Genomic DNA, 19,091 nt, shown 5'->3' on the forward strand with positions numbered 1-19,091 from the left:
AGACGGTCGGCCGCCGCCCGGAGCGTGTGCGGTGGCCGGACCACGAGTGACGCCGCCACCGCTACGGCGCTCGCGACCAGCAGGGCGACCGCGAGGACGAAGCCGCCGGGGACGTACTCCGCGAGCAGACGGCCGGGCAGCGGGCTCGTCGCCGGGGAGCGGACGTCCCCCTTGCCCAGGGGGAACAGCACCACGTGCTCGACGAAGGCGCGGGGACCGGCCAGGGCGACCGGTACGACGGCCGCCGCGGACGTCAGGAGGGCGGTCGCCGTAGCCCGTACGGCCGAACGGCGGCCCGCCGTGACGGCGATCAGGGCGAGGCCGACCGGGAGGAGGGGCCAGGCGGTCCACTTCAGGGCCGCGGCGGCGCCCATCACCAGCCCGGCCGCTACCCCTGCTCCGGGCCCGGAACCGACCCGGGCCGCCAGCGCGAGCCCCAGACACATCAGCCCGATCACCGGCAGGTCCACCCCGCCGACGGCGAGGGGCAGGGCCACGGCGGGGAACGTGAGCAGCAGCGCCGTGGCACGGGCTGAGCCGGCTGCTGGGGCCCCACCGGGCCTACGGGACCTGGCCGTGGCGTACACGCAGGCGGCGAAAGCCGCGCAGAACCACAGCCGGGCGTCCGCGAGCGGGGCCAGTGGGGTGTCGCCCAGGAGTGCGTGGGGGAGGCCGAAGAGGGCCATGCCGGGCAGGTACGGGTTGTAGTCGTCCACGGTGACGGGGTGAGGCGCGTACGGGTTGCCCGTGTGCAGCAGCAGAGCGCCCGAGTGTTCGACGACCCCCACCTCGGACTGGGCCCCGCCGAACGCGATCAGCAGGGCCAGGGGGAGCAGTACCGCGCCGACGGTGGCCGCGAGCGGTGCTGCCCGGCTCGCCCAGGGGCGGGACGCCCGCGCGGCCAGGGCCGCCGCCGTGCCGTAGCCGAGGGCCGCGCAGACGCCCCAGACGCGGTGCGGGGTCAGGGTCGTGACCAGCGCCAGACAGAGTGCGAAGGCCGCGCAGGCCAGCAGGAGGACGACGTCCCGGCGGAACGGTGCCAGGGTCGACAGCCGGGCCGAGGCCCGGGGCGGGGGCCCGGCGGGGGGTCTCCCGGTAGCCCTGGGTGCCGTGGCGGTGGGCGTGCTGGGCATGGGCGGGCTCCTGCCGGCTCCGGCTGACGTGATCGCCACCAATGTCGCTTCCGGGCCGGTCCGCCCGCCTCGGCTGAAAGGTCATCTTTTGCGGTGGGCGGGGCCGCGCCCCTCGGTCGAACGGCCGAGGGAAGGGTTTGCGTCGGCTGTTTGCCGCCTGTCCGTTAGCAAAGGTTCACGTTCACGTGTCCATCACGTTTCAGGAACGGCGGACCTCAGCTCTTGACGCATGACCGGACATGGGGCTGTTATTGCCGCCACGATGTTCGGTCAAGTTGATTTCTGGTCGATTTAGATCAGCATGGACTAAGCGTAGTCGTGACCTTGCTCCCCGTTTCGGGGGGTCTGTCCTCAGGAGCCGTCATGCACCACACACCCTCCGGTCTGTTCGTCCCCGGTCCGAGTCGTCGCACCCTGCTGCGCGGCATCGGCGGCGCGGCGGCGCTCGGCGCGGCCGCGCCGCTGCTGAGCGCCTGCGGCGACAGCGACTCGGGTACCGACGCGAAAACCGTCACCCTCGGCTCGAACTCGTCGGACGCCGTCCCGAAGAAGGCCTTCGCCGAGATCTACGCGGCGTTCACGAAGAAGACCGGCATCAAGGTCGACGTGAACACCAAGGACCACAACACGTTCCAGGAGCAGATCAACTCCTACCTCCAGGGCACCCCGGACGACGTGTTCACCTGGTTCGCCGGCTACCGCATGCAGTTCTTCGCGGGCAAGGGCCTGGCCAGCCCGATCGACGACGTGTGGCAGAAGATCGGGAGCAACTTCCCCGACGCGATGAAGCAGCTCAGCAAGGGTGCGGACGGCAAGTACTACTTCGTGCCGCTGTACACGTACCCCTGGGCGATGTTCTACCGGAAGAGCGTCTTCAAGGAGCACGGCTACGAGGTGCCCACCACCTGGGCGCAGTTCATCGCGCTGTGCAAGCAGATGCAGAAGGACGGCCTGGTCCCGATCGCCTTCGGCGACAAGGACGCCTGGCCCGCGCTCGGCACCTTCGACCAGATCAACTTCCGTACCAACGGCTACGACTTCCACGTCGAGCTGATGGCCGGAAAGGCATCCTGGACCGACGCGAAGGTTCGCGCCACGTTCGACAACTGGGCCGAAATTCTCCCCTACAGCCAGGAGGGATCGACCGGTCGCACCTGGCAGGACGCGGCCCAGACCCTCGTCTCGAAGAAGGCCGGCATGTATCTGCTGGGCACCTTCGTGGGCCAGCAGTTCACGAACGCGACCGATGCGGCGGACCTCGACTTCTTCGCCTTCCCGGAGATCGACCCCTCCTTCGGGCAGGACACGGTCGAGGCGCCGACCGACGGCTTCATGCTCAGCAAGTCGCCGAAGAACAAGGCCGGTTCGGTCCAGCTGCTGGAGTTCCTGGGCACGCCGGAGGCCGAGCAGATCTACCTCAAGGCCGACCCGAACGTCGTCGCCGCCTCCAGCAACGCCGACACCTCCTCGTACAGCGCCCTGCAGAAGAAGGCGTACGCGATGATCAGCGGCGCGAAGAACCTCACCCAGTTCATGGACCGCGACAGCCGCCCGGACTTCACCTCCACGGTGATGCAGCCGGCGCTGCAGAAGTTCATCCGCGACCCCAAGGGGATCGACAGCCTGCTCTCGTCCATCGAGCGCCAGAAGAAGACGATCTTCGCCTCCTGATGAGCACCTTCGATTCGATCCCCGTGGTCCCGGGGGCGGCCGACACGCCGCCCCCGGGCGGTACCGGTACCCCGTCGTCCCCGCAGAGCCGCAAGCCGGCCTCGGGCCACCGCCGACTGCTGACCCGCCGTGACCGGGTAGCCCTCGGCTTCATGGCGGGCCTGCCGACCTTCCTGCACATCGCCCTCGTGTGGGTGACGGCCTTCGCCTCGATCGGGCTGGCCTTCACCACCTGGGACGGCATCGGCTTCGACTCCATCAAGTGGGTCGGGCTCCAGAACTTCCGTGACCTCTTCGCCGACAACCCGCAGTTCTGGCCGGCCGTCCAGCACAACGTCATCTGGTTCGTCGTACTCATCGCGATCCCGACCCCGCTCGGCCTGTTCCTGGCCGTGCAGCTGGACAAGAACATCCGCTTCAGCCGGGTCTACCAGACGGCCTTCTTCCTGCCGGTCGTCGTGTCGATGGCCGTCATCGGCTTCGTCTGGCAGCTGGTCTACAACCCGGACACGGGCCTGATCAACAGCCTGATCGGCGCCAACAAGCCCGGCCACTACATCGACTGGATCGGCGATCCGGACCTCAACCTCTGGGCCATCCTCGTCGCCGCGTCCTGGCGGCACACCGGCTACATGATGATCCTCTACCTGGCCGGTCTGAAGGGTGTGGACCCGTCCCTGCGCGAGGCTTCCTCGCTGGACGGCGCCAACGAGTGGCAGACGTTCAAGAACGTCATCTTCCCCACCCTGCGCCCCACCAACACCATCGTCCTGGTCGTCACGATCATCGAGTCGCTGCGCGCCTTCGACCTCGTGTACGTCTTCAACAAGGGCGCCCAGGGCACCGAGTTGCTCTCGATCCTGGTGACCAACAACATCATCGGCGAGTCCAGCCGCATCGGATACGGCTCCGCGATCGCCGTCGTCCTCCTGGTGATCTCGCTCGTCGTGATCATCCCGTACCTGATCAGCACCTTCCGGAAGGAGCGGCGGGCATGAGCGCCTCCATGTCGTTGAAACAGCGCGCACCCGTCCGACCCGCCCGCGTACTGCTGCACGTGTTCCTCGTCGTCATGTCCCTGGCCTGGCTCGCGCCGCTGCTCTGGGCGATCTACGCGGCCCTGCGCCCGTACGCCGAGACCAGCACCAAGGGCTATGTCTCCTGGCCCGACAAGCTGAGCTTCGACAACTTCACGAACGCGTTCACGCAGTCGGACATGTCGCACTACTTCGTCAACACGCTGATCATCGCCGTCCCGGCGGTGCTGCTGACACTGTTCCTGTCGTCGATGGTCGCCTTCTACGTCAGCCGCTTCGACTTCCGCGTCAACCTGTTCCTGCTGCTCATCTTCACGGCGGGCAACCTGCTCCCGCAGCAGGTCATCATCACGCCGCTGTACCGCATGTACCTGCTCATCGACCTGCCGGGGATCACCGCGTCCGGCAAGCTGTACGACTCCGCGCTCGGCCTGGTCCTCATCCACATCGCGTTCCAGTCCGGCTTCTGCGCCTTCGTGCTCGCCAACTACATGCGGATGCTCCCGCACGAACTGACCGAGGCCGCGCTCGTCGACGGCGCGTCGGTGTGGCGGATGTACTGGCAGATCGTGCTCCCGCTGTGCCGCCCGGCGATGGCGGCCCTGGCCACCCTGCTCTCCATCTGGATCTACAACGACTTCTTCTGGGCCCTCGTCCTCATCTCCACCGGCGAGAACATGCCGATCACCTCGGCCCTCAACAACCTCTCCGGCCAGTACTTCACCGACCCCAACCTGGTCGCCGCGGGTGCGCTGCTGACCGCGATCCCCACCCTGATCGTCTACTTCGCACTCCAGCGCCAGTTCGTCAGCGGCCTGACCCTGGGCGCCAACAAGGGCTGACGGCCGGACACCCCTCTGCGGGAACGGGCCTTTGCAAGAACAGGAAAGTTGATCGATGAAGCGCGAACTCGCTGTCCCCGGTATCGCGTACGGGGGCGACTACAACCCCGAGCAGTGGCCCGAGGAGGTCTGGGCCGAGGACATGCGCCTGATGCGTGAGGCCGGGGTCACCATGGTCAGTGTCGGCATCTTCTCGTGGGCGCTGCTCGAACCGGCCGAGGGCGTCTACGACTTCACGCGCATGGACCGACTCCTGGACCTGCTCCAGGAGAACGGCATCGCCGCCGACCTGGCCACGCCCACGGCGGCACCGCCGGCCTGGTTCTTCCGCGCCCACCCCGAGGCGCTCCCGGTGGACAAGGACGGGCGCCGGCTGTCGTACGGCAGCCGCCAGACGTTCTGCCCGAGCAGTCCGGCCTACCGGGAGGCGGCCCTGCGCATCGCGGGCGCGCTCGCGGAGCGGTACGCGGACCACCCGGCGGTCGCGATGTGGCACGTCCACAACGAGTACGGCTGCCACAACCCCGCCTGCTACTGCGACGAGAGCGCGGAGTCCTTCCGCCGCTGGCTGCGGGCACGGTACGGGGATGATCTGGCGGCGCTGAACGACGCCTGGGGGACCACCTTCTGGAGCCAGTGGTACTACGACTGGGCCGAGATCATCCCGCCCCGCGCGACCGGCGCGGTCCCGAACCCGACCCATCAGCTGGACTGGCGCCGCTTCTGCTCCGACGAGTTGCTGTCGCTGTACAAGGCGGAGCGGGACGTACTGAGGGCGGCGGCTCCCGGAACCCCCGCCACCACGAACTTCATGGTGATGTACAACTTCGACGCCCTGGACTACTGGCGCTGGGCCCCGGAGTTGGACGTCGTCGCCAACGACCACTACCTCAGCTCGACCGACCCCGAGTCGGAGATCGACATCGCGCTGAGCGGCGATCTGATGCGCTCGCTGGCCCAAGGCCCCTGGTTCCTGATGGAACACTCCACCGGCGCGGTGAACTGGCAGCCGGTCAACAGGGCCAAGACGGCAGGGGAGTTGCGCCGCAACGCCCTCTCCCATGTCGCCCATGGCGCGGACGGCATCGCGTACTTCCAGTGGCGGGCCGCGAAGGCGGGCGCCGAACAGTGGCACTCGGCGATGCTCCCGCACGCCGGCACGGACAGCCAGATCTGGCGTGACGTCGTCCAACTGGGCGCGGATCTGCGGGCATTGGCGGAGGTGCGCGGCAGCAGGGGCACGGCTTCGGTGGCCATCGTCTGGGACTGGGACGCCCGCTGGGCACTGGAACTCCCCTCCCAGCCGAGCGGTGAACTCCGCTTCCAGGATCTCGTACGGGACTGGTACGAGCCGCTGTGGCGCTCGGGCATCGCGGTGGACTTCGTCCGGCCGGACGCGGAACTCGACGGATACCGGCTGGTGCTGGCCCCGAGCCTGTACCTGGTCGACGAGGCAGGGGCGGCCAACCTCATCGGGTTCGCGGAGCGCGGGGGCACGCTGGCCGTCGGCTTCCACAGCGGTGCCGTGGACACCAACTGCCATGTGCGGCTGGGGGGTTACCCGGGCGCGTTCCGAGAGGCCCTCGGAGTACGGGCGGACGAGCTGTTCCCCTTGCTGCCGGGGGAGTCGGTGGGGCTGGGGGAGGGCCGTACCGGGTCACTGTGGTCGGAGCGGTTGCGGCTGGAGGGTGCCGGGGCGGAGGCGGTGCTGTCGTACACGGACGGTCCGCTGGCCGGGATCCCGGCGGTGACACGCAACTCGCTGGGCGCGGGCGCCGGTTGGTACCTGGCCACCCGTCCGGACCCGTCGACGCTGGGCGCGCTGCTCGCCCGTATGTGCGCGGAGGCGGGTGTCGAGGGGGTGCGGGCGACTCCGGCGGGCGTGGAGGCGGTGGTGCGGCGGGGTTCCGACGCGGACTTCCTGTTCGTCATCGACCACGCGGGCGGCGGGGCCGAGGTCGCGGTGGGAGCGGGGGCGACCGAACTCCTCACCGGGGAGGCGTTGGCGGGCGGCTCGGTGCGGGTCGCGCCCGGCGGGGTGGCGGTCGTGCGGGAGCCGCGTCCCTAGCTCGGACGATCCAACGGGGGTGCGCTCACGCCTTCTTGATGGGGTGTCGGGTGGCTCGTACTCTGCTCTCCTGGATGGGGCGGGCCGGCGCAAGGAGATCCTCACCAACGTCACCGACAAGTTCCCGGCCGACCTGCCGGAATCCCTCCGCACCGAGGTCGAGCCCCGACTGGCCCTCGCGAAAGGGGAGGTACTGCGGGAGGCGACCCTCCGCTGTCTGCCGGTCGGCCGTGTCACGGTCAACGCCGACCAGGAATGGGTGTACTTCGTCTTCCCCGAGCCTCCGGAGGCCGACGGCGGACTCAAGGTCGTCCGGCGGCATGCGGAGGCAACGGGTCGTCCGGCCGGCGGGCCTCGCGGCGGCGGCTGTCGTGATCGCCGTACTCGTCGCACTGCCGGCCATGCGGGTGACCGGCTGAGCGAGCGCCTGACGCCGGGTGCTACTCGGCTTCGAAGATCTCTGCGGCGGTCGTGGCGGTGACGGAGCGGGCGATCCAGCCGCGCAGGATCTCGGGGTCGTCGCCGGCCGTGATCCGCTCACGTACTTTGTCGGACACAGCGAGGCCGCGCTTCTCCAGGACGAACAGGATGACTTCGGCGAGGCCTTGAGCGAGGCCTTCGGCGAGGCCTTGAAGGCGGCCTTCGGCGCGTCCTTCATCACGGATCTCCTCCGCGATGAAGGACGTGTAGAAGGAGAGGTCCACAACTGCGCTACTCGGCTTCGAAGATCTCCGCCGCGGATGTGGCGGTGAGAGCGCGGGTGAGCCAGGTGTCCAGGAGGCCGAGGTCGCTGCAGCCGGTGATCCGGTCGTGGGCTTCGGCGGGCACGTGAATGCCGCGCTGTTCGAGGACGAGCAGTATGGCGTTGGCCTTGCCTTGGGCGACGCCCTCGACGCGGCCCTCCGCGACACCTTCGGCTCGGCCTTCCGCGCGGCCCTCCGCGACACCTTCGGCTCGGCCTTCCGCGCGGCCCTCGTCCCGGATTTCTTCCGCGATGTAGGACTTGTAGAAGGAGAGGTCCACGGCCACCAGGTTCCTCCAGAGCTTCCTGGCCGGGCTGTCGCCCAGCCCTTGTGCAACGAATTCGATGATCGGGTCGGCGTCGTCCTCGGGCACGTCCTGCTGCAGGGCGGCGGACAGTGCTTTCAGTATGGCATTGATGTCCGGTTCGGCCGCGTGGGTAATGGCGGAGAGCGCGGCCATCACGAGGTCCTCGCGGGCCTCGGCCGGGTCGGTGATCGCGGGCGTGTTGTGCGGGCCCACGACGAGGGGCGTGAGGGTGAGCGTGGGCAGTCCTGGCGGCCCGCTGACCACCGGTTGCTGGGCCCACCTGGCGGTGGCGTGGTCCTGGCACACGACCATGAGCGCGGTGGGCAGTCCGTATGTGGTCCACAGGTACGACGTGTAGTAGGCCCAACTCGCGGGCTTGGACGAGACCTTCTTCCGCTGTGCCTCGATGGCGAGGACGTAGGAACTGCCGTCCGCGCTCTTCAGACGTAAGACGGTGTCCACGCGGCGTTCGACGGGGTTGGTCTCGGTGAGGTCGGTGGGCATGACGGTGACTTCCACCGGGGTGGGGAGGGAGAAGCCGAGCACGGCGGAGAGGCGGCTGAAGAGGTGTGGATCGTGCTGGAAGATGCGGTGCATCGCTTCATGGGGTGGGCTGACCATGAGGTTCCTTCGTGCTCGGGGTCGTCGGGACGGGCAGGGGGCTCAGAGGTGATGGGCGCCTGGCTGGGCAGCCGTTCGGCAGTCACCGCATCTGCCCGGCTCCGGACCCCGGTAGGCGCGGTCGCAGCTGTCGCAGTTCCGGAGTGGGTGCCGGACGGCTGATGGCCCGGCGGGTGCGCGCAACGGAGGCGGTGGCGGTAGCTGGGCTGCGAGGCGGTGGGCCAGGAGCGCGGCTGGGCGGTGCAGGTCCCCGGGTGGGAGGCGGGTGGTGAGGGCTTCTTGTACGGCAGTGGGGACGAGGTCCCGTTCCAGCCACGCGGCGACGCCGGGGGCCAGGTGTTCCGTGTCCGTGGTGGAGAGGAGCAGACGGTGGTCGTGGCGGCGCAGGCCGACGAGGAGGTCGGTGGCCTTCTGGATGAGGGAGGCGTAGGGGTAGGAGGGTTTCGGTACGTCGGGCAGGGCGCGGCGCGGGGGCTTCTGCGCCGGGGTGGCCCGTCGGGCGGGGGGTTTGGGCGCGTTGTCCGCTGCTGTGGTGGCGGCGCGGTGTCCGGGGCGGTTGCAGGAGACCGTGCGGGTGACGATGTTGCCGGTGGGGGTGCGTTCGCGGGTTCGGCGCAGGTAGCCGTGGGTTTCGAGTTCGCGCAGGGCGGCGGCGATACGGGTCGTGCCCTCGGGGAATCGCTTGGCGAGGGTCTTGATGTCGACGGGGGCGCCCGGGGGCAGCGACTGGATGTGGGCGCCCAGCCCGATCGCGAGCAGCGACAACTCGGCGTGCTGGGCGAGGTGGTTGCCGATCACCGTGAAGCGGGTGGTGTGGCGGACGTTGTCGTGGATCACCCCGGAGACGCCTGAATTGGGGCCCCGGCGAGGGTGATTTTTGCCCGCTGGGCGGGACTGGGCGCACGGGGGCGCACTAGGGTTCTGCGTATCCATCGGGAAGCTCTATCTTCCTTGGTGGTCAGGCCCTCGCATTGGGATTGCAGTCCCGGCGAGGGCCGTCGCATGTCTGGAGTTGTCTGTGACGTTGCTGGTGGTGCTGCGCTGAGAGTAAGTCAGGCAACCGGGGACAAATCCAGCTGAGTTGGTGATGTTCACCCGGGGGAGTGAGTCCGCACGGAAGCGGAAGCAGAAGCAGAAACGGTCGTGGTCGCCCCCTCTCCGGCGAACGGGAGGGAAGGTGGGGCTTGGTGGGTTTCTTTGTCTCCCGTGTTTCTTTGGAAGAGCGCGGGGTCCGCCTGAGCGCACGCCACCGGAACGTGCGTTCCCGGGTTCCGGTGAACCGGTTTGCCGAACCGGCAACAGGCCTCGCGTAGACCGGTCCCCCACCTCACGATTGCCGGTGACCGCCCACACGGCCGCCCATCGACGACGTACGGAGGCCCTCCCGTGCCGCACCCGCCCCCGCACCCCCTCACCCACCGCCTCGTCCCCTCCCCCGCCGGCCGTATCCACCTGGTGGAACAGGGCACCGGCCCGCTGGTCCTGCTGGTGCACGGGTTCCCGGAGTCCTGGTACTCGTGGCGGCACCAGCTCCCGGCGCTGGCCGCCGCCGGATACCGTGCCGTCGCCGTCGACGTGCGCGGCTACGGCCGTTCCTCGCGCCCCGAGGAGACGAGCGCGTACCGGATGCTCGACCTGGTCGACGACAACGTCGCCGTCGTGCACGCCCTCGGGGAGAGTTCCGCGGTGGTCGTCGGCCACGACTGGGGTGCGACGATCGCCGCCACCTCCGCGCTGGTCCGCCCGGACGTGTTCCGCGCGGTCGCCCTGCTGAGCGTGCCGTACAGCCCACCTGGCGGACCCCGGCCCAGCGAGGTCTTCGCGCACATCGGGGGCGAGGAAGAGGAGTTCTACGTCTCCTACTTCCAGGAACCCGGCCGGGCCGAGGCCGAGATCGAACCCGACGTACGCGGCTGGCTGGCGGGTTTCTACGCCGCACTCTCCGCCGACACCATGCCCGAACCCGGCGCCCCGGACCCGCACTTCGTGACGCGCGACGGAGGTGAAAGTGAAAGTGGAGGTGGAGGTGGAAAGGGAACACTGCGCGAACGCTTCCCCCGCCACCGACTTCCGGCCTGGCTCGGCGACCACGAACTCGACTTCTACGCCGCTGAGTTCGAGCGCACCGGAATGACCGGCGCCCTCGCCCGCTACCGGAACATGGACCGCGACTGGGAGGACCTGGCGGACGGCGGTCACACCGGTGCCCCCGTCACTCAGCCGGCACTGTTCATCGGCGGCTCCCTGGACGCCTCCACCACCTGGCTGGCCGACGCGATCGACGCCCACCCGGTCACCCTCCCCGCCCTCACCGGCTCCCACATCCTCGAAGGCTGCGGCCACTGGATCCAGCAGGAACGCCCCGAAGAGACCAACGCGCTGCTAACGGGCTGGCTCAAGTCCCTTCCCGCATAAGGAAAGTCAGCGCTCACTGCGTGCTTGAAGCCGGTTCGGTCCAGGAACGCGTGCCGCACGCGAGGACGCACACACGGTGGGAACGGCCTCTACTCAGACCGGAGTTGAGTACGCGCGCTCATACCCGGCGCCCGCCACGCGGACAGGATTGGTGCAACGGCGCCGCCAAGAGTGCCGGTCTCGATCTGCTGATCCTGTTGGGGGAAATTCTCATGGCGCGTCGTATCGTTCTGGCCGTGGCTGCCGGTGTTGTCGTCCTCGGTGGTGCCGGAGCCTTCGCTCTCGCCTACGCCGGGGAGCAGCCTCCCTCGGTCGCGCACAGTGCCGCCAGCTACGCGGCCCCCGTCGGCGACCGCGACGGTTCGTTGACCTTCACCACCGACGTGACGGCGTCCGCCGGCGTCAAGAACGTGAAGGTCCTGGCGTGGCCGGCGAACTCGTCCTTCGCCGAGCAGGGGCTGACCGCCAAGGACATGGCCTCCGTGGAGTCGGCCGTGTGCAAGCCGTCCGGTGGGGACACCGTGCGCTGCACCTACACGGTCCCCGTCACCCGCGCCGACGCCGAGGCGTCCGAGCGGGGCGTGTGGCACGTCGCCGTGCTGGCCACCGCGAAGGACGGCGACACGGAGTTCGTCACCAAGGCCGCCGACTTCACCGTTGCGTGATCCGGACGGACAAGTGATCGTGGGGCGGACGCGCTCGTGTCTCCAGGGCTGAGGAAAGCAGGTCGTGATGTCGGTGAACGAGCCGTGGCGGATGTCGGTCGACGGCGAGGAGTTCGAGGTCAGCCAGCCGGACAACACCCCGGGCTCCTACAACCTCACCTGGCTGACCGGCCCCAACCCCGGGTACGGCTTCGGATTCAGCACGCACCCTCCGGTCCAGGCCGACACGGCCCAACTCGAGGAGTCCATCCGGGAGTTCCTCGCGCAGGTGGATCCCGAGACCGGGCACATCGAGTGATCGACAGATGCGGGTGACCCGGGCTGAGGGAAAATGGGCGTATGAGTGACGTGAGTGACGCCTTGGACGTGTTTGCCGGGGATCAGCAGCTGACGCAGGACTGGCTCGGTGGGCTGACGGCCAATTCCGCGTTGCCCGTATCCGTGCTGGCGCGACTGATCACGGTCGCGGTCGAGGAACTGCCCGACCACACCTCCTCCTGGCTCACCCGATACCCACTCGACCGGGAGAGGACGGCCTTGCTGGTGGCCTCCCCGAACACCGCCCACCGGCTTGAGGTGGCGGAGAACCCGTCCGCCGATGTCGACGAACTGGCGCTGCTCGCCCGTGATCCCGAACTGCGGGTCCGGTGGGTCTACGCGGTGCTCGTGGGTGAATTCGGTCGGCGTATACCGGATGGAGCGCTGGAGATCCTGGCCGGCGACCGGGAGGTGAAGATCCGGCGGATGGCGGCGCAGCCGTCCCTGTCACTACCGGTGCGGGCGCGGCTTGCCGAGGACGCGGACGCCTCGGTGCGGGCCGTCGCCCTCACCGCGGAGCTCTGGCCGCAGCTTCCGGCCGCCGTACGCGAGGCCCTGCTTGCCGACCCCGAGCCCCAAGTCCAGGACGCCATAGCCAAGTTGCTCCCCGGTGAGCCCGAACCCCTGCCCGAGCCCGAGCCCGCCGTACGGGTCCAGGACTCCAACCGCTACGTACGGAGCGAAGCAGCCCAGGATCCTGAGGTACCGACCGCCCTGGCCCTGCAACTCGCCGAGGATCCCGACGACTACGTCCGGCTCTGCCTCTCGATGCGTGAGGACCTCACGGAGGAACAGCGCTCCGCCATCGCGTACGTCGTGCCGCACGGCTACCACATGGCCCCGAGCTGGATCGAGGAACGTGGTCACGAACCGGACGTGGCCCGGCGGGCCGCCGCCTCCGGGCATGTCCTGCTGCGGCGGAGCATCGCCAGGCAGCGGCATCTGCCCGCCGATGTGGTGGACCGCCTGGCCGAGGACGAGGACTTCTTCGTGAGGCTCACGCTGTGCGAGTCGTGCGACGAAGCCCCGCACGAACTCGTGCTGGAGATGTACACGTACTGGCACGGCCTGAAGTGGAGCTTCCTGCGTCACCACCCGAACTTCGCCAGACCCGGTCTCGCCCGCTTCGCCGACCACCCCAATCCGAGGCTGCGTCGCGCCGCCCTCGACGACCCCGAGGCCGGACCCGAACTCGTCCTGCGGCTGATCGACGATCCGGAGGTCGGTTCCTGGGCGAGAACGGACCCGAGACTGCCCAGCGAGGAACTGCACCGGTACCTCGGTGTCCCGGGTTACGCAATGGGCGCCGCCGCGAATCCCGCACTGCCGCCCGCGACCATGCACCGGCTCCTCGATCTCGCCGGGGTGGCGAACCCTTCGGGAACCCGCTGACCGGCTGACCTGCTGGCTCACTGAACCCGTGGTGTGGCCCGCAGAAACCCCTCGTCCCCCCGCCCGACCCGCCCCCGAGGCCCCGCCGCCCGCAGGACGACATCGAGTACGCCCGCCGCCCGAGCCGCGTAACTGTGCGAGAACCACGGCATGTTGGCCTCCACCACCGCCCACTGCTCGCGCCCGTCCCGGTCGGGATCCTGGACGAGGCCGACGTCGACGGTGACCGCGCTCGGGAGGGAGTGCCCCTCGGTGGTGAGGAGTCGGTCCGCGAACCGGAGGACCTCCGGCTCGCGTTCGTCCCCGTCGAGCGGGGCCGGGTCGAGGCGCCCGTACACCGCGTACCGGCTGCCGGTCACCACCCGCCCGTCGAGCACGAACAGGCGGTACTCCAGCGCGAACGTGACGATGTCCGACACGAGTACCGGCGTGTCCGGACCCACGTCCTCGCCCGTACGGGGAAGCCGCGAGCCGTCCGCGTACACCGCCGCCGGGAACGACTTGGCGCTCGGCGGCTTCGCGAACACCGGGCGCCGAAACTGCCATGCCTCCGCGAGGGTCGTCAGTTCCACGTGCCGTCCTTTGAACTCCTCCGGCAGCGCGGCGAGCCAGCCGTCGGACGGTTCCAGCAGACCGAGGCCGAGTGCACCGGCGATCCGGTGGTCGTACGCCAGCGGACCCCCGTACCAGTGCACCGGCCGGTCCCCCGAACCGGACAGCCCGGTCAAGGCCGACGCGGAGTCCAGCGACCGCACCTCCATCCCGCGTCCGGCCGCCGCCTCCGCGAGCAGCACCGACGTACTGGTCCGCTGACCGGAAGTCAGGAACACCGGACCCGTCCGCCCGCTGCCGCCCACGACTCGTCCCCTCCTCCTGCCCTCTTGCCTGTTACATGCCGCCCCGGGGCAGGTACTCCGCCACCTGGGCCATGCCCCAAACCTCACCGATCTTGTGCCGGATGTCGAACAGATTCGCCGCGTGCACCCCGGCGTCCCGGTCGCCCACCGCCTCCTCGACCACCACCGGGACGAACCCGTGCTGCATGGCGTCGAGCGCCGTCGCGCGTACGCAGCCGCTGGTCGTCAGGCCGCCGATGAGGAGGGTGTCGATGCCGTGGGAGGTGAGGTACGTGGACAGGTCGGTGCCGAAGAAGGCGCTCGGGTACTGCTTCGTCACCGTCAACTCCGCCTCCGTGGGCGCCAGTCCGTCGATGAAGTCGGCGTACGGGCTGCCCGCCGTGAAAGCCCGCAGGCTCGGCACCTTGCGGTAGAAGACACCCGCGTCGCTGCCGTCGGGGCGCAGCAGGACGCGCGTCACGATCACCGGGATTCCGGCCCGGCGGGCGACGGACAGCAGCTCCTTCATGGCCTCGGCGGCACCCTCCGCGCCCGCCCCCGCGTAGAGGGGGCAGGCCGGATCGACGTACGCCCGGGCCGGGTCCACGAGGAGGAGGGCGGGGGAGGCGCCGGGGGTCAGCCGTCCGGCCAGGCCCGCCCGTTCATAGTCCTCCTCCTGAGCCCCGCCGCCCACTGTTCCCGGTACCGAACTCACTACGAACTCCCCCTCCCCGCACGGGACTTCATCAGCGGCTGAATGCGCGTCCCGAAGTTCTCCAGGCCCTCCAGGAAGTCGTCGAAGACCAGCATGATGCCCTTGGTGCCTTCCACCTCGGCGACCTCGTCGAGCATTCTCGCCACGCTCTCGTACGAGCCGACCAGCGTGCCCATGTTGAAGTTCACCGCGCCCTCGGGCAGCGCGATCGTCCGCGCGGTCGACGTTCCGGTGGACGTCGTGTCCGTGGCCGTCTCGCCCGCCATGTACGCCAGCGCCGCGCGGTCGGCGTTGTCGTGGTAGTCCTGCCACTTGGCCTGGGCTTCTTCGTCCGTCTCCGCCGATATGATCATGAAGAGTGAGAGGGCTCCCACGTTCCGGCCCGTACGTTCCGCCTCCTCGACCAGCGTCGCCGTGCTGCCGGCCAGCGCCGTCGGGGTGTTGACGCCGCTGCCCAGGATGAAGTTGTACTCGGCGTGCTCCGCGGCGAACTTCATGCCGGTGCCGCTCTGTCCGGCCGCGACGATGTCGATGTGTCCGTCCGCCGGGCGCGGGGAGAGGACGCAGTCGTCCATCTCGTAGAACTCGCCCTTGAAGTTGCTGACGCCGTCGCGCCACAGGTCCTTCATCACGGTGACGTACTCGACGGCTCGCGCGTAGCGGTTGCCGAAGTGGTCGTCGCCGGGCCACAGGCCCATCTGGGAGTACTCGCCGGGGGCCCAGCCCGTCACGATGTTGATGCCGAAGCGGCCGGGGGCGATCGAGTCGACCGTGACCGCCATGCGCGCGACGATCGCCGGGGGCAGGGCCAGGATCGGTGTCGAGGCGTAGAGCTTGATGCGGTCGGTGACCGCCGCCAGGCCCGCCATCAGCGTGAACGACTCAAGGTTGTGGTCCCAGAACTCCGTCTCGCCGCCGAAGCCCTTCAGCTTGATCATGGAGAGGGCGAAGTCCAGGTCGTGGGCCTCCGCCTTCTGCACGATCGCCTTGTTGAGGTCGAAGCTCGGCAGGTACTGGGGAGCACTCTTCGAGATCAGCCAGCCGTTGTTGCCGATGGGGATGAAAACGCCGATGTCCATGCCGCTCCTTAGATGGTTCCGCAGAGATCCTCTGGACGGATCCACGGGTCCTCGGATCCTCGGATATGAAGTCCTCGACAGTCAGTTACGTTCAAATCTCAACTGTCCTTCAACGGCAGGTTACTTGGTCCTTATGACGGCGGAATGTCACACAACCTGCCCTGCGAGTACGGTTGTTGATGCCCATGTGCCCCGGTGAAGGTGGCCAGAGGTGAACGTGAGTTTCCTGCAAAGTCTCGCTTGAGGTGCCATTCGAACGGTAAAACTTCAAGTATGAACGCACGGCTGGATCTGCTCGGCTCGGTGGACCCCGGTGTCGCTGAGAGCGAGGTCTTCCGGCTGGCCCTCCAGCACGCGGTGGCGGAGCTGGGCGCGCTCGGGGGAACCATTCACCTCCGAGGCCCCATGTCGGCCCTGCGGCTGGTTTCGGCCACCGGTCTGCCCACGGCTCTCACCGGCCCCTGGGAGATCATCGACCAGGAGGGCCCGCTGGCTCCGGCCCGCGCCCTGTACGAGGACAGTCACGACGGCCCCGGGGTGTGGATCCCCGGAGTGGCGGCCGACGGCGCCGACCCCACGGTCCCCATCTGCCCGTCCAGCGCGCCCATCCCGGGCAGCGGACTCGCCGCCGTGCCCGTCATCCGCCGTGACCGCAGTATCGGCGCCCTCACCGTCATCACGGGCGACCACCACGAACCGACGCCCGCGCACTGGCGGTTCCTGCGGGCCGTCGTCGCCTGGGCCGAGGAACGCATGGTCCAGGCGCCGTTGCCGGCCGGTCCCGTGCACTCCGAGATGAGCGGCGACCGGCTCCGCCAGGCGCTCAAGGAGGTCCGCGTCGGGTCGTGGGACTGGCACATCAAGAACGGTGAACTCATCTGGGACGAAGCCGCGATGGAGCTGTACGGCACCCGCCCCGAGGAGTACACCGCCCGCGTCGAGAACTGGATGCGCTGCGTCCACCCCGACGACCTCGGACCGACCCTCGCCCTCGTCGACCAGGCGATCCGCGGCCACTCGGTGTTCGAGGCCGAGTACCGCGTACGGGCCTTCGACGGCACGTACGGCTGGCACCAGGCGCGCGGCCGGGCGACGTACGACGAGCACGGCGAGCCCCTGCGGATGATCGGCATGGGCTGGGACAGCAATGAGTCGCGGACCGCCCGGGACGCCCTCAGCCGTGCCCTGCGGCACATGAGCGACGGGTTCCTGGCGGTCGACGACGCCTGGCGGATCACCTTCGCCAACCTGGAGGCAGAACGCACCCTCGGCCTCTCCGAGGAGGAGCTGTTCGGGCGGGTCCTGTGGGACCTGCCGACCGTGCGGGAACTGCCCGATCTGGAGCGGCGCTGCCGGAAGGCCGCCGCCGAGGACAAGTCGGTCGGCTTCGACATACGCGTGCCCGGCACCGGTCGCCGCCACCACCTGCGACTGGTCCCGGGCCCCGACGGCCGCACCCTCTACCTCCAGGACGTCACCGAGAAGCGGCGGCACGAGGAGGAACGGCGGGCCGCCGAGTACGACGCGGCCGAACGCGCCGCCCGCATCGCGGAGTTGACCGCCGCGCTCGCCAAGGCGACGACCTCGCGGGACGTCGTCGACGCGGTCGCCCGGCGCGTACTGCCGCCGTTCGCCGCAGCCGGCCTCATCGTCCAGACCATCGAGGACGACCGTCTGTGCACCGTCGGAGCCATCGGCTACGACGACAGCTTCCTCAACCGGATCAGCGACGCCCCGCTGACGCCCGGCTGGCCCAGCTGCGACGTGATCATCACCGAGACGCCCGCGTTCTACTCGTCCCCGGAGGAGTTCGCCGCCCACTATCCCCCGCTGGCCCGCCTGCCCCGGCACAGCGGCAAATCGGCCTGGGCGTTCCTGCCGCTGACCGCCTCCGGCAACACCTTCGGCGTCTGCTCGGTCAGCTTCGACCGCCCGCGTGGTTTCAACGACGAGGAACGCACCCTCCTCACCACCATCAGCGCCCTGGTCGCCCAGGCCCTGGCCCGCGCCCGCCTCTACGACGACGAGCGCAGCCGCTCCCGCGAACTCCAACGCGCCCTGCTGCCGAGCGAGTTGCCCGACCTGCCCGCCTGCACGGCCGCCGCCCGCTACCTTCCCGCCGCCCAGGGCGTGGACGTCGGCGGCGACTGGTACGACATCATCCCGCTCTCCGGCGGCCAGGTCGCCCTCGTCGTCGGCGACGTCATGGGCCACGGCCTGCCCCAGGCGGCCACCATGGGCCGGCTGCGCACCGCCGTCCACACCCTCGCCGACCTCGAACTGCCCCCCGACGAGATCATGAGCCACCTCAACGACATCGTCGGCAACATGGGCGAGGAGTCGTACGTCACCTGCCTGTACGCCCTCTACGACTCCATCACGCAGACCTGCTCCATCACCCGCGCCGGCCATCCCCCGCCGGCGGTCGTCCACCCCGACGGCACGGTGTACTTCCCGGCCCTCACCGCCGACCCGCCCCTCGGCGCGGCCGAACCACCCTTCGAGACCGTCGAGTTGAAGGTCCCCGAGGGCAGCCTGCTGGTGCTGTACACGGACGGTCTGGTCGAGTCGTCCAAGCGGGAGATCGACGAGGGCATGGGCCAACTGGCCCGCCTGTTAAGAGGTGCTTACGAGGCCGGTACGGAAGGGGACCTCGAAGGACTCTGCGACACACTCACCGCGGGACTGCTCCCCGCCGAGCAGCCGAACGCGGACGACGCGGCACTTCTGATCGCCCGGCTGCACGCCCTGACGGGCGACCGGGTCGCCTCCTGGCCGCTGCCCGAGGACCCGAGGGCGGCCGGACAGGCCCGCCGCCATGTCCGCGAGCAGCTCTCCGCCTGGGGCCTGGACGACCTCACGCCCACCACTGAGCTGCTGGCCAGCGAGCTGGTCGGCAACGTCGTACGGCACGCCAAGGGCCCCGTCCAACTCCGGCTGCTGCACGGCGCCGAGCTGATCTGCGAGGTCTTCGACGGCAGCCTGACGATGCCCCGTATCCGCCGCGCGACCGAGACCGACGAGGGCGGGCGGGGGCTGCAGCTGATCACCGCGCTGTCCCAGCGGTGGGGGACGCGTTACACGCCGACCGGTAAGTGCATCTGGACGGAGCAGGCGCTTCAGCCTCCGGCGGGCGGGCACGGTGAAGCGCCCGGTGACGCGATGGAGTTGATGTTTCTGAACCCGGGGGAGTTCGACGACATTCCGGAGTTGAGAGGGCTCGGGGATCTGAACTGAGCCCTCCCGCTG

Annotated in this window: 16 protein-coding genes and 1 pseudogene; 10 read left to right on the forward strand and 7 right to left on the reverse strand. The window is 69.4% G+C overall.

The features are described 5' to 3' along the window. Positions 1 to 26: 26 nt before the first annotated feature. Positions 27 to 686: pseudogene (locus OHN74_RS22460) on the reverse strand (glycosyltransferase 87 family protein); the annotation flags it as partial. A 61-nt stretch (positions 687 to 747) separates the two neighbouring features. Between OHN74_RS22460 and OHN74_RS22465 the strand changes: the two are divergent. The 5 genes from OHN74_RS22465 (at position 748) to OHN74_RS22485 (ending at position 6,751) form a co-directional block, all read left to right on the forward strand. Further along, a complete protein-coding gene (locus tag OHN74_RS22465; protein WP_327700472.1) occupies positions 748 to 924 on the forward strand; it encodes a hypothetical protein in 177 nt (58 codons plus the stop codon). Positions 925 to 1,496: 572 nt separating this feature from the next. After that, on the forward strand, positions 1,497 to 2,804 hold the full coding sequence (locus OHN74_RS22470; protein ID WP_327696348.1) for an ABC transporter substrate-binding protein: 1,308 nt from the start codon (positions 1,497 to 1,499) through the stop codon (positions 2,802 to 2,804). Next, positions 2,804 to 3,802, forward strand: coding sequence for a carbohydrate ABC transporter permease (locus OHN74_RS22475; RefSeq protein ID WP_164417745.1), 999 nt, complete (start codon positions 2,804 to 2,806; stop codon positions 3,800 to 3,802). Before OHN74_RS22470 ends, OHN74_RS22475 begins: the two co-directional genes overlap by 1 nt. Beyond that, a complete protein-coding gene (locus OHN74_RS22480; RefSeq protein WP_327696349.1) occupies positions 3,799 to 4,683 on the forward strand; it encodes a carbohydrate ABC transporter permease in 885 nt (294 codons plus the stop codon). The genes OHN74_RS22475 and OHN74_RS22480 overlap by 4 nt, the downstream gene beginning before the upstream one ends. A gap of 55 nt (positions 4,684 to 4,738) precedes the next feature. After that, positions 4,739 to 6,751, forward strand: a complete 2,013-nt coding sequence (locus OHN74_RS22485; RefSeq protein ID WP_327696350.1) for a beta-galactosidase — start codon at positions 4,739 to 4,741, stop codon at positions 6,749 to 6,751. 440 nt (positions 6,752 to 7,191) lie between these two features. On the opposite strand, the gene OHN74_RS22490 is transcribed toward OHN74_RS22485, so the two are convergent. The 3 genes from OHN74_RS22490 to OHN74_RS22500 are packed head-to-tail and all read right to left on the reverse strand — an operon-like array spanning position 7,192 to position 9,355. Further along, on the reverse strand, positions 7,192 to 7,455 hold the full coding sequence (locus OHN74_RS22490) for a hypothetical protein (protein WP_327696351.1): 264 nt from the start codon (positions 7,453 to 7,455) through the stop codon (positions 7,192 to 7,194). A 7-nt stretch (positions 7,456 to 7,462) separates the two neighbouring features. Continuing rightward, a complete protein-coding gene (locus tag OHN74_RS22495; RefSeq protein WP_327696352.1) occupies positions 7,463 to 8,422 on the reverse strand; it encodes a hypothetical protein in 960 nt (319 codons plus the stop codon). 42 nt (positions 8,423 to 8,464) lie between these two features. Then, positions 8,465 to 9,355, reverse strand: a complete 891-nt coding sequence (locus OHN74_RS22500; protein ID WP_327696353.1) for a helix-turn-helix domain-containing protein — start codon at positions 9,353 to 9,355, stop codon at positions 8,465 to 8,467. 453 nt (positions 9,356 to 9,808) lie between these two features. Here OHN74_RS22500 and OHN74_RS22505 point away from each other — a divergent pair, with 453 nt between their 5' ends. The 4 genes from OHN74_RS22505 (at position 9,809) to OHN74_RS22520 (ending at position 13,212) form a co-directional block, all read left to right on the forward strand. Beyond that, positions 9,809 to 10,837, forward strand: coding sequence for an alpha/beta fold hydrolase (locus OHN74_RS22505; protein ID WP_327696354.1), 1,029 nt, complete (start codon positions 9,809 to 9,811; stop codon positions 10,835 to 10,837). Between the two features lie 212 nt (positions 10,838 to 11,049). Continuing rightward, complete coding sequence (locus tag OHN74_RS22510) at positions 11,050 to 11,502, forward strand: DUF5707 domain-containing protein (RefSeq protein WP_327696355.1); 453 nt, start codon at positions 11,050 to 11,052, stop codon at positions 11,500 to 11,502. 67 nt (positions 11,503 to 11,569) lie between these two features. Further along, a complete protein-coding gene (locus OHN74_RS22515) occupies positions 11,570 to 11,800 on the forward strand; it encodes a hypothetical protein (protein ID WP_327700232.1) in 231 nt (76 codons plus the stop codon). Between the two features lie 41 nt (positions 11,801 to 11,841). Continuing rightward, positions 11,842 to 13,212 (forward strand): hypothetical protein, encoded by a 1,371-nt coding sequence (locus tag OHN74_RS22520; RefSeq protein WP_327696356.1) that lies wholly within the window; start codon positions 11,842 to 11,844, stop codon positions 13,210 to 13,212. Between the two features lie 17 nt (positions 13,213 to 13,229). Here OHN74_RS22520 and OHN74_RS22525 read toward each other — a convergent pair whose 3' ends face one another. The 3 genes from OHN74_RS22525 to rutA form a co-directional block, all read right to left on the reverse strand. Continuing rightward, the gene (locus OHN74_RS22525) at positions 13,230 to 13,973 is read right to left on the reverse strand and encodes an ATP-grasp domain-containing protein (protein ID WP_443060568.1); all 744 of its coding nucleotides are present in this window, start codon (positions 13,971 to 13,973) and stop codon (positions 13,230 to 13,232) included. A gap of 127 nt (positions 13,974 to 14,100) precedes the next feature. Next, positions 14,101 to 14,763: an isochorismatase family protein gene (locus OHN74_RS22530; protein ID WP_327696358.1), complete on the reverse strand. Its 663-nt coding sequence runs from the start codon at positions 14,761 to 14,763 to the stop codon at positions 14,101 to 14,103. Next, positions 14,763 to 15,842, reverse strand: a complete 1,080-nt coding sequence (rutA, locus tag OHN74_RS22535; protein WP_327696359.1) for a pyrimidine utilization protein A — start codon at positions 15,840 to 15,842, stop codon at positions 14,763 to 14,765. Before rutA ends, OHN74_RS22530 begins: the two co-directional genes overlap by 1 nt. Positions 15,843 to 16,115: 273 nt before the next feature. Here rutA and OHN74_RS22540 point away from each other — a divergent pair, with 273 nt between their 5' ends. Then, on the forward strand, positions 16,116 to 19,079 hold the full coding sequence (locus OHN74_RS22540) for a SpoIIE family protein phosphatase (RefSeq protein ID WP_327696360.1): 2,964 nt from the start codon (positions 16,116 to 16,118) through the stop codon (positions 19,077 to 19,079). The last annotated feature ends 12 nt before the right edge of the window (positions 19,080 to 19,091 follow it).

Source organism: Streptomyces sp. NBC_00459, from assembly GCF_036013955.1.
Classification (GTDB): domain Bacteria; phylum Actinomycetota; class Actinomycetes; order Streptomycetales; family Streptomycetaceae; genus Streptomyces.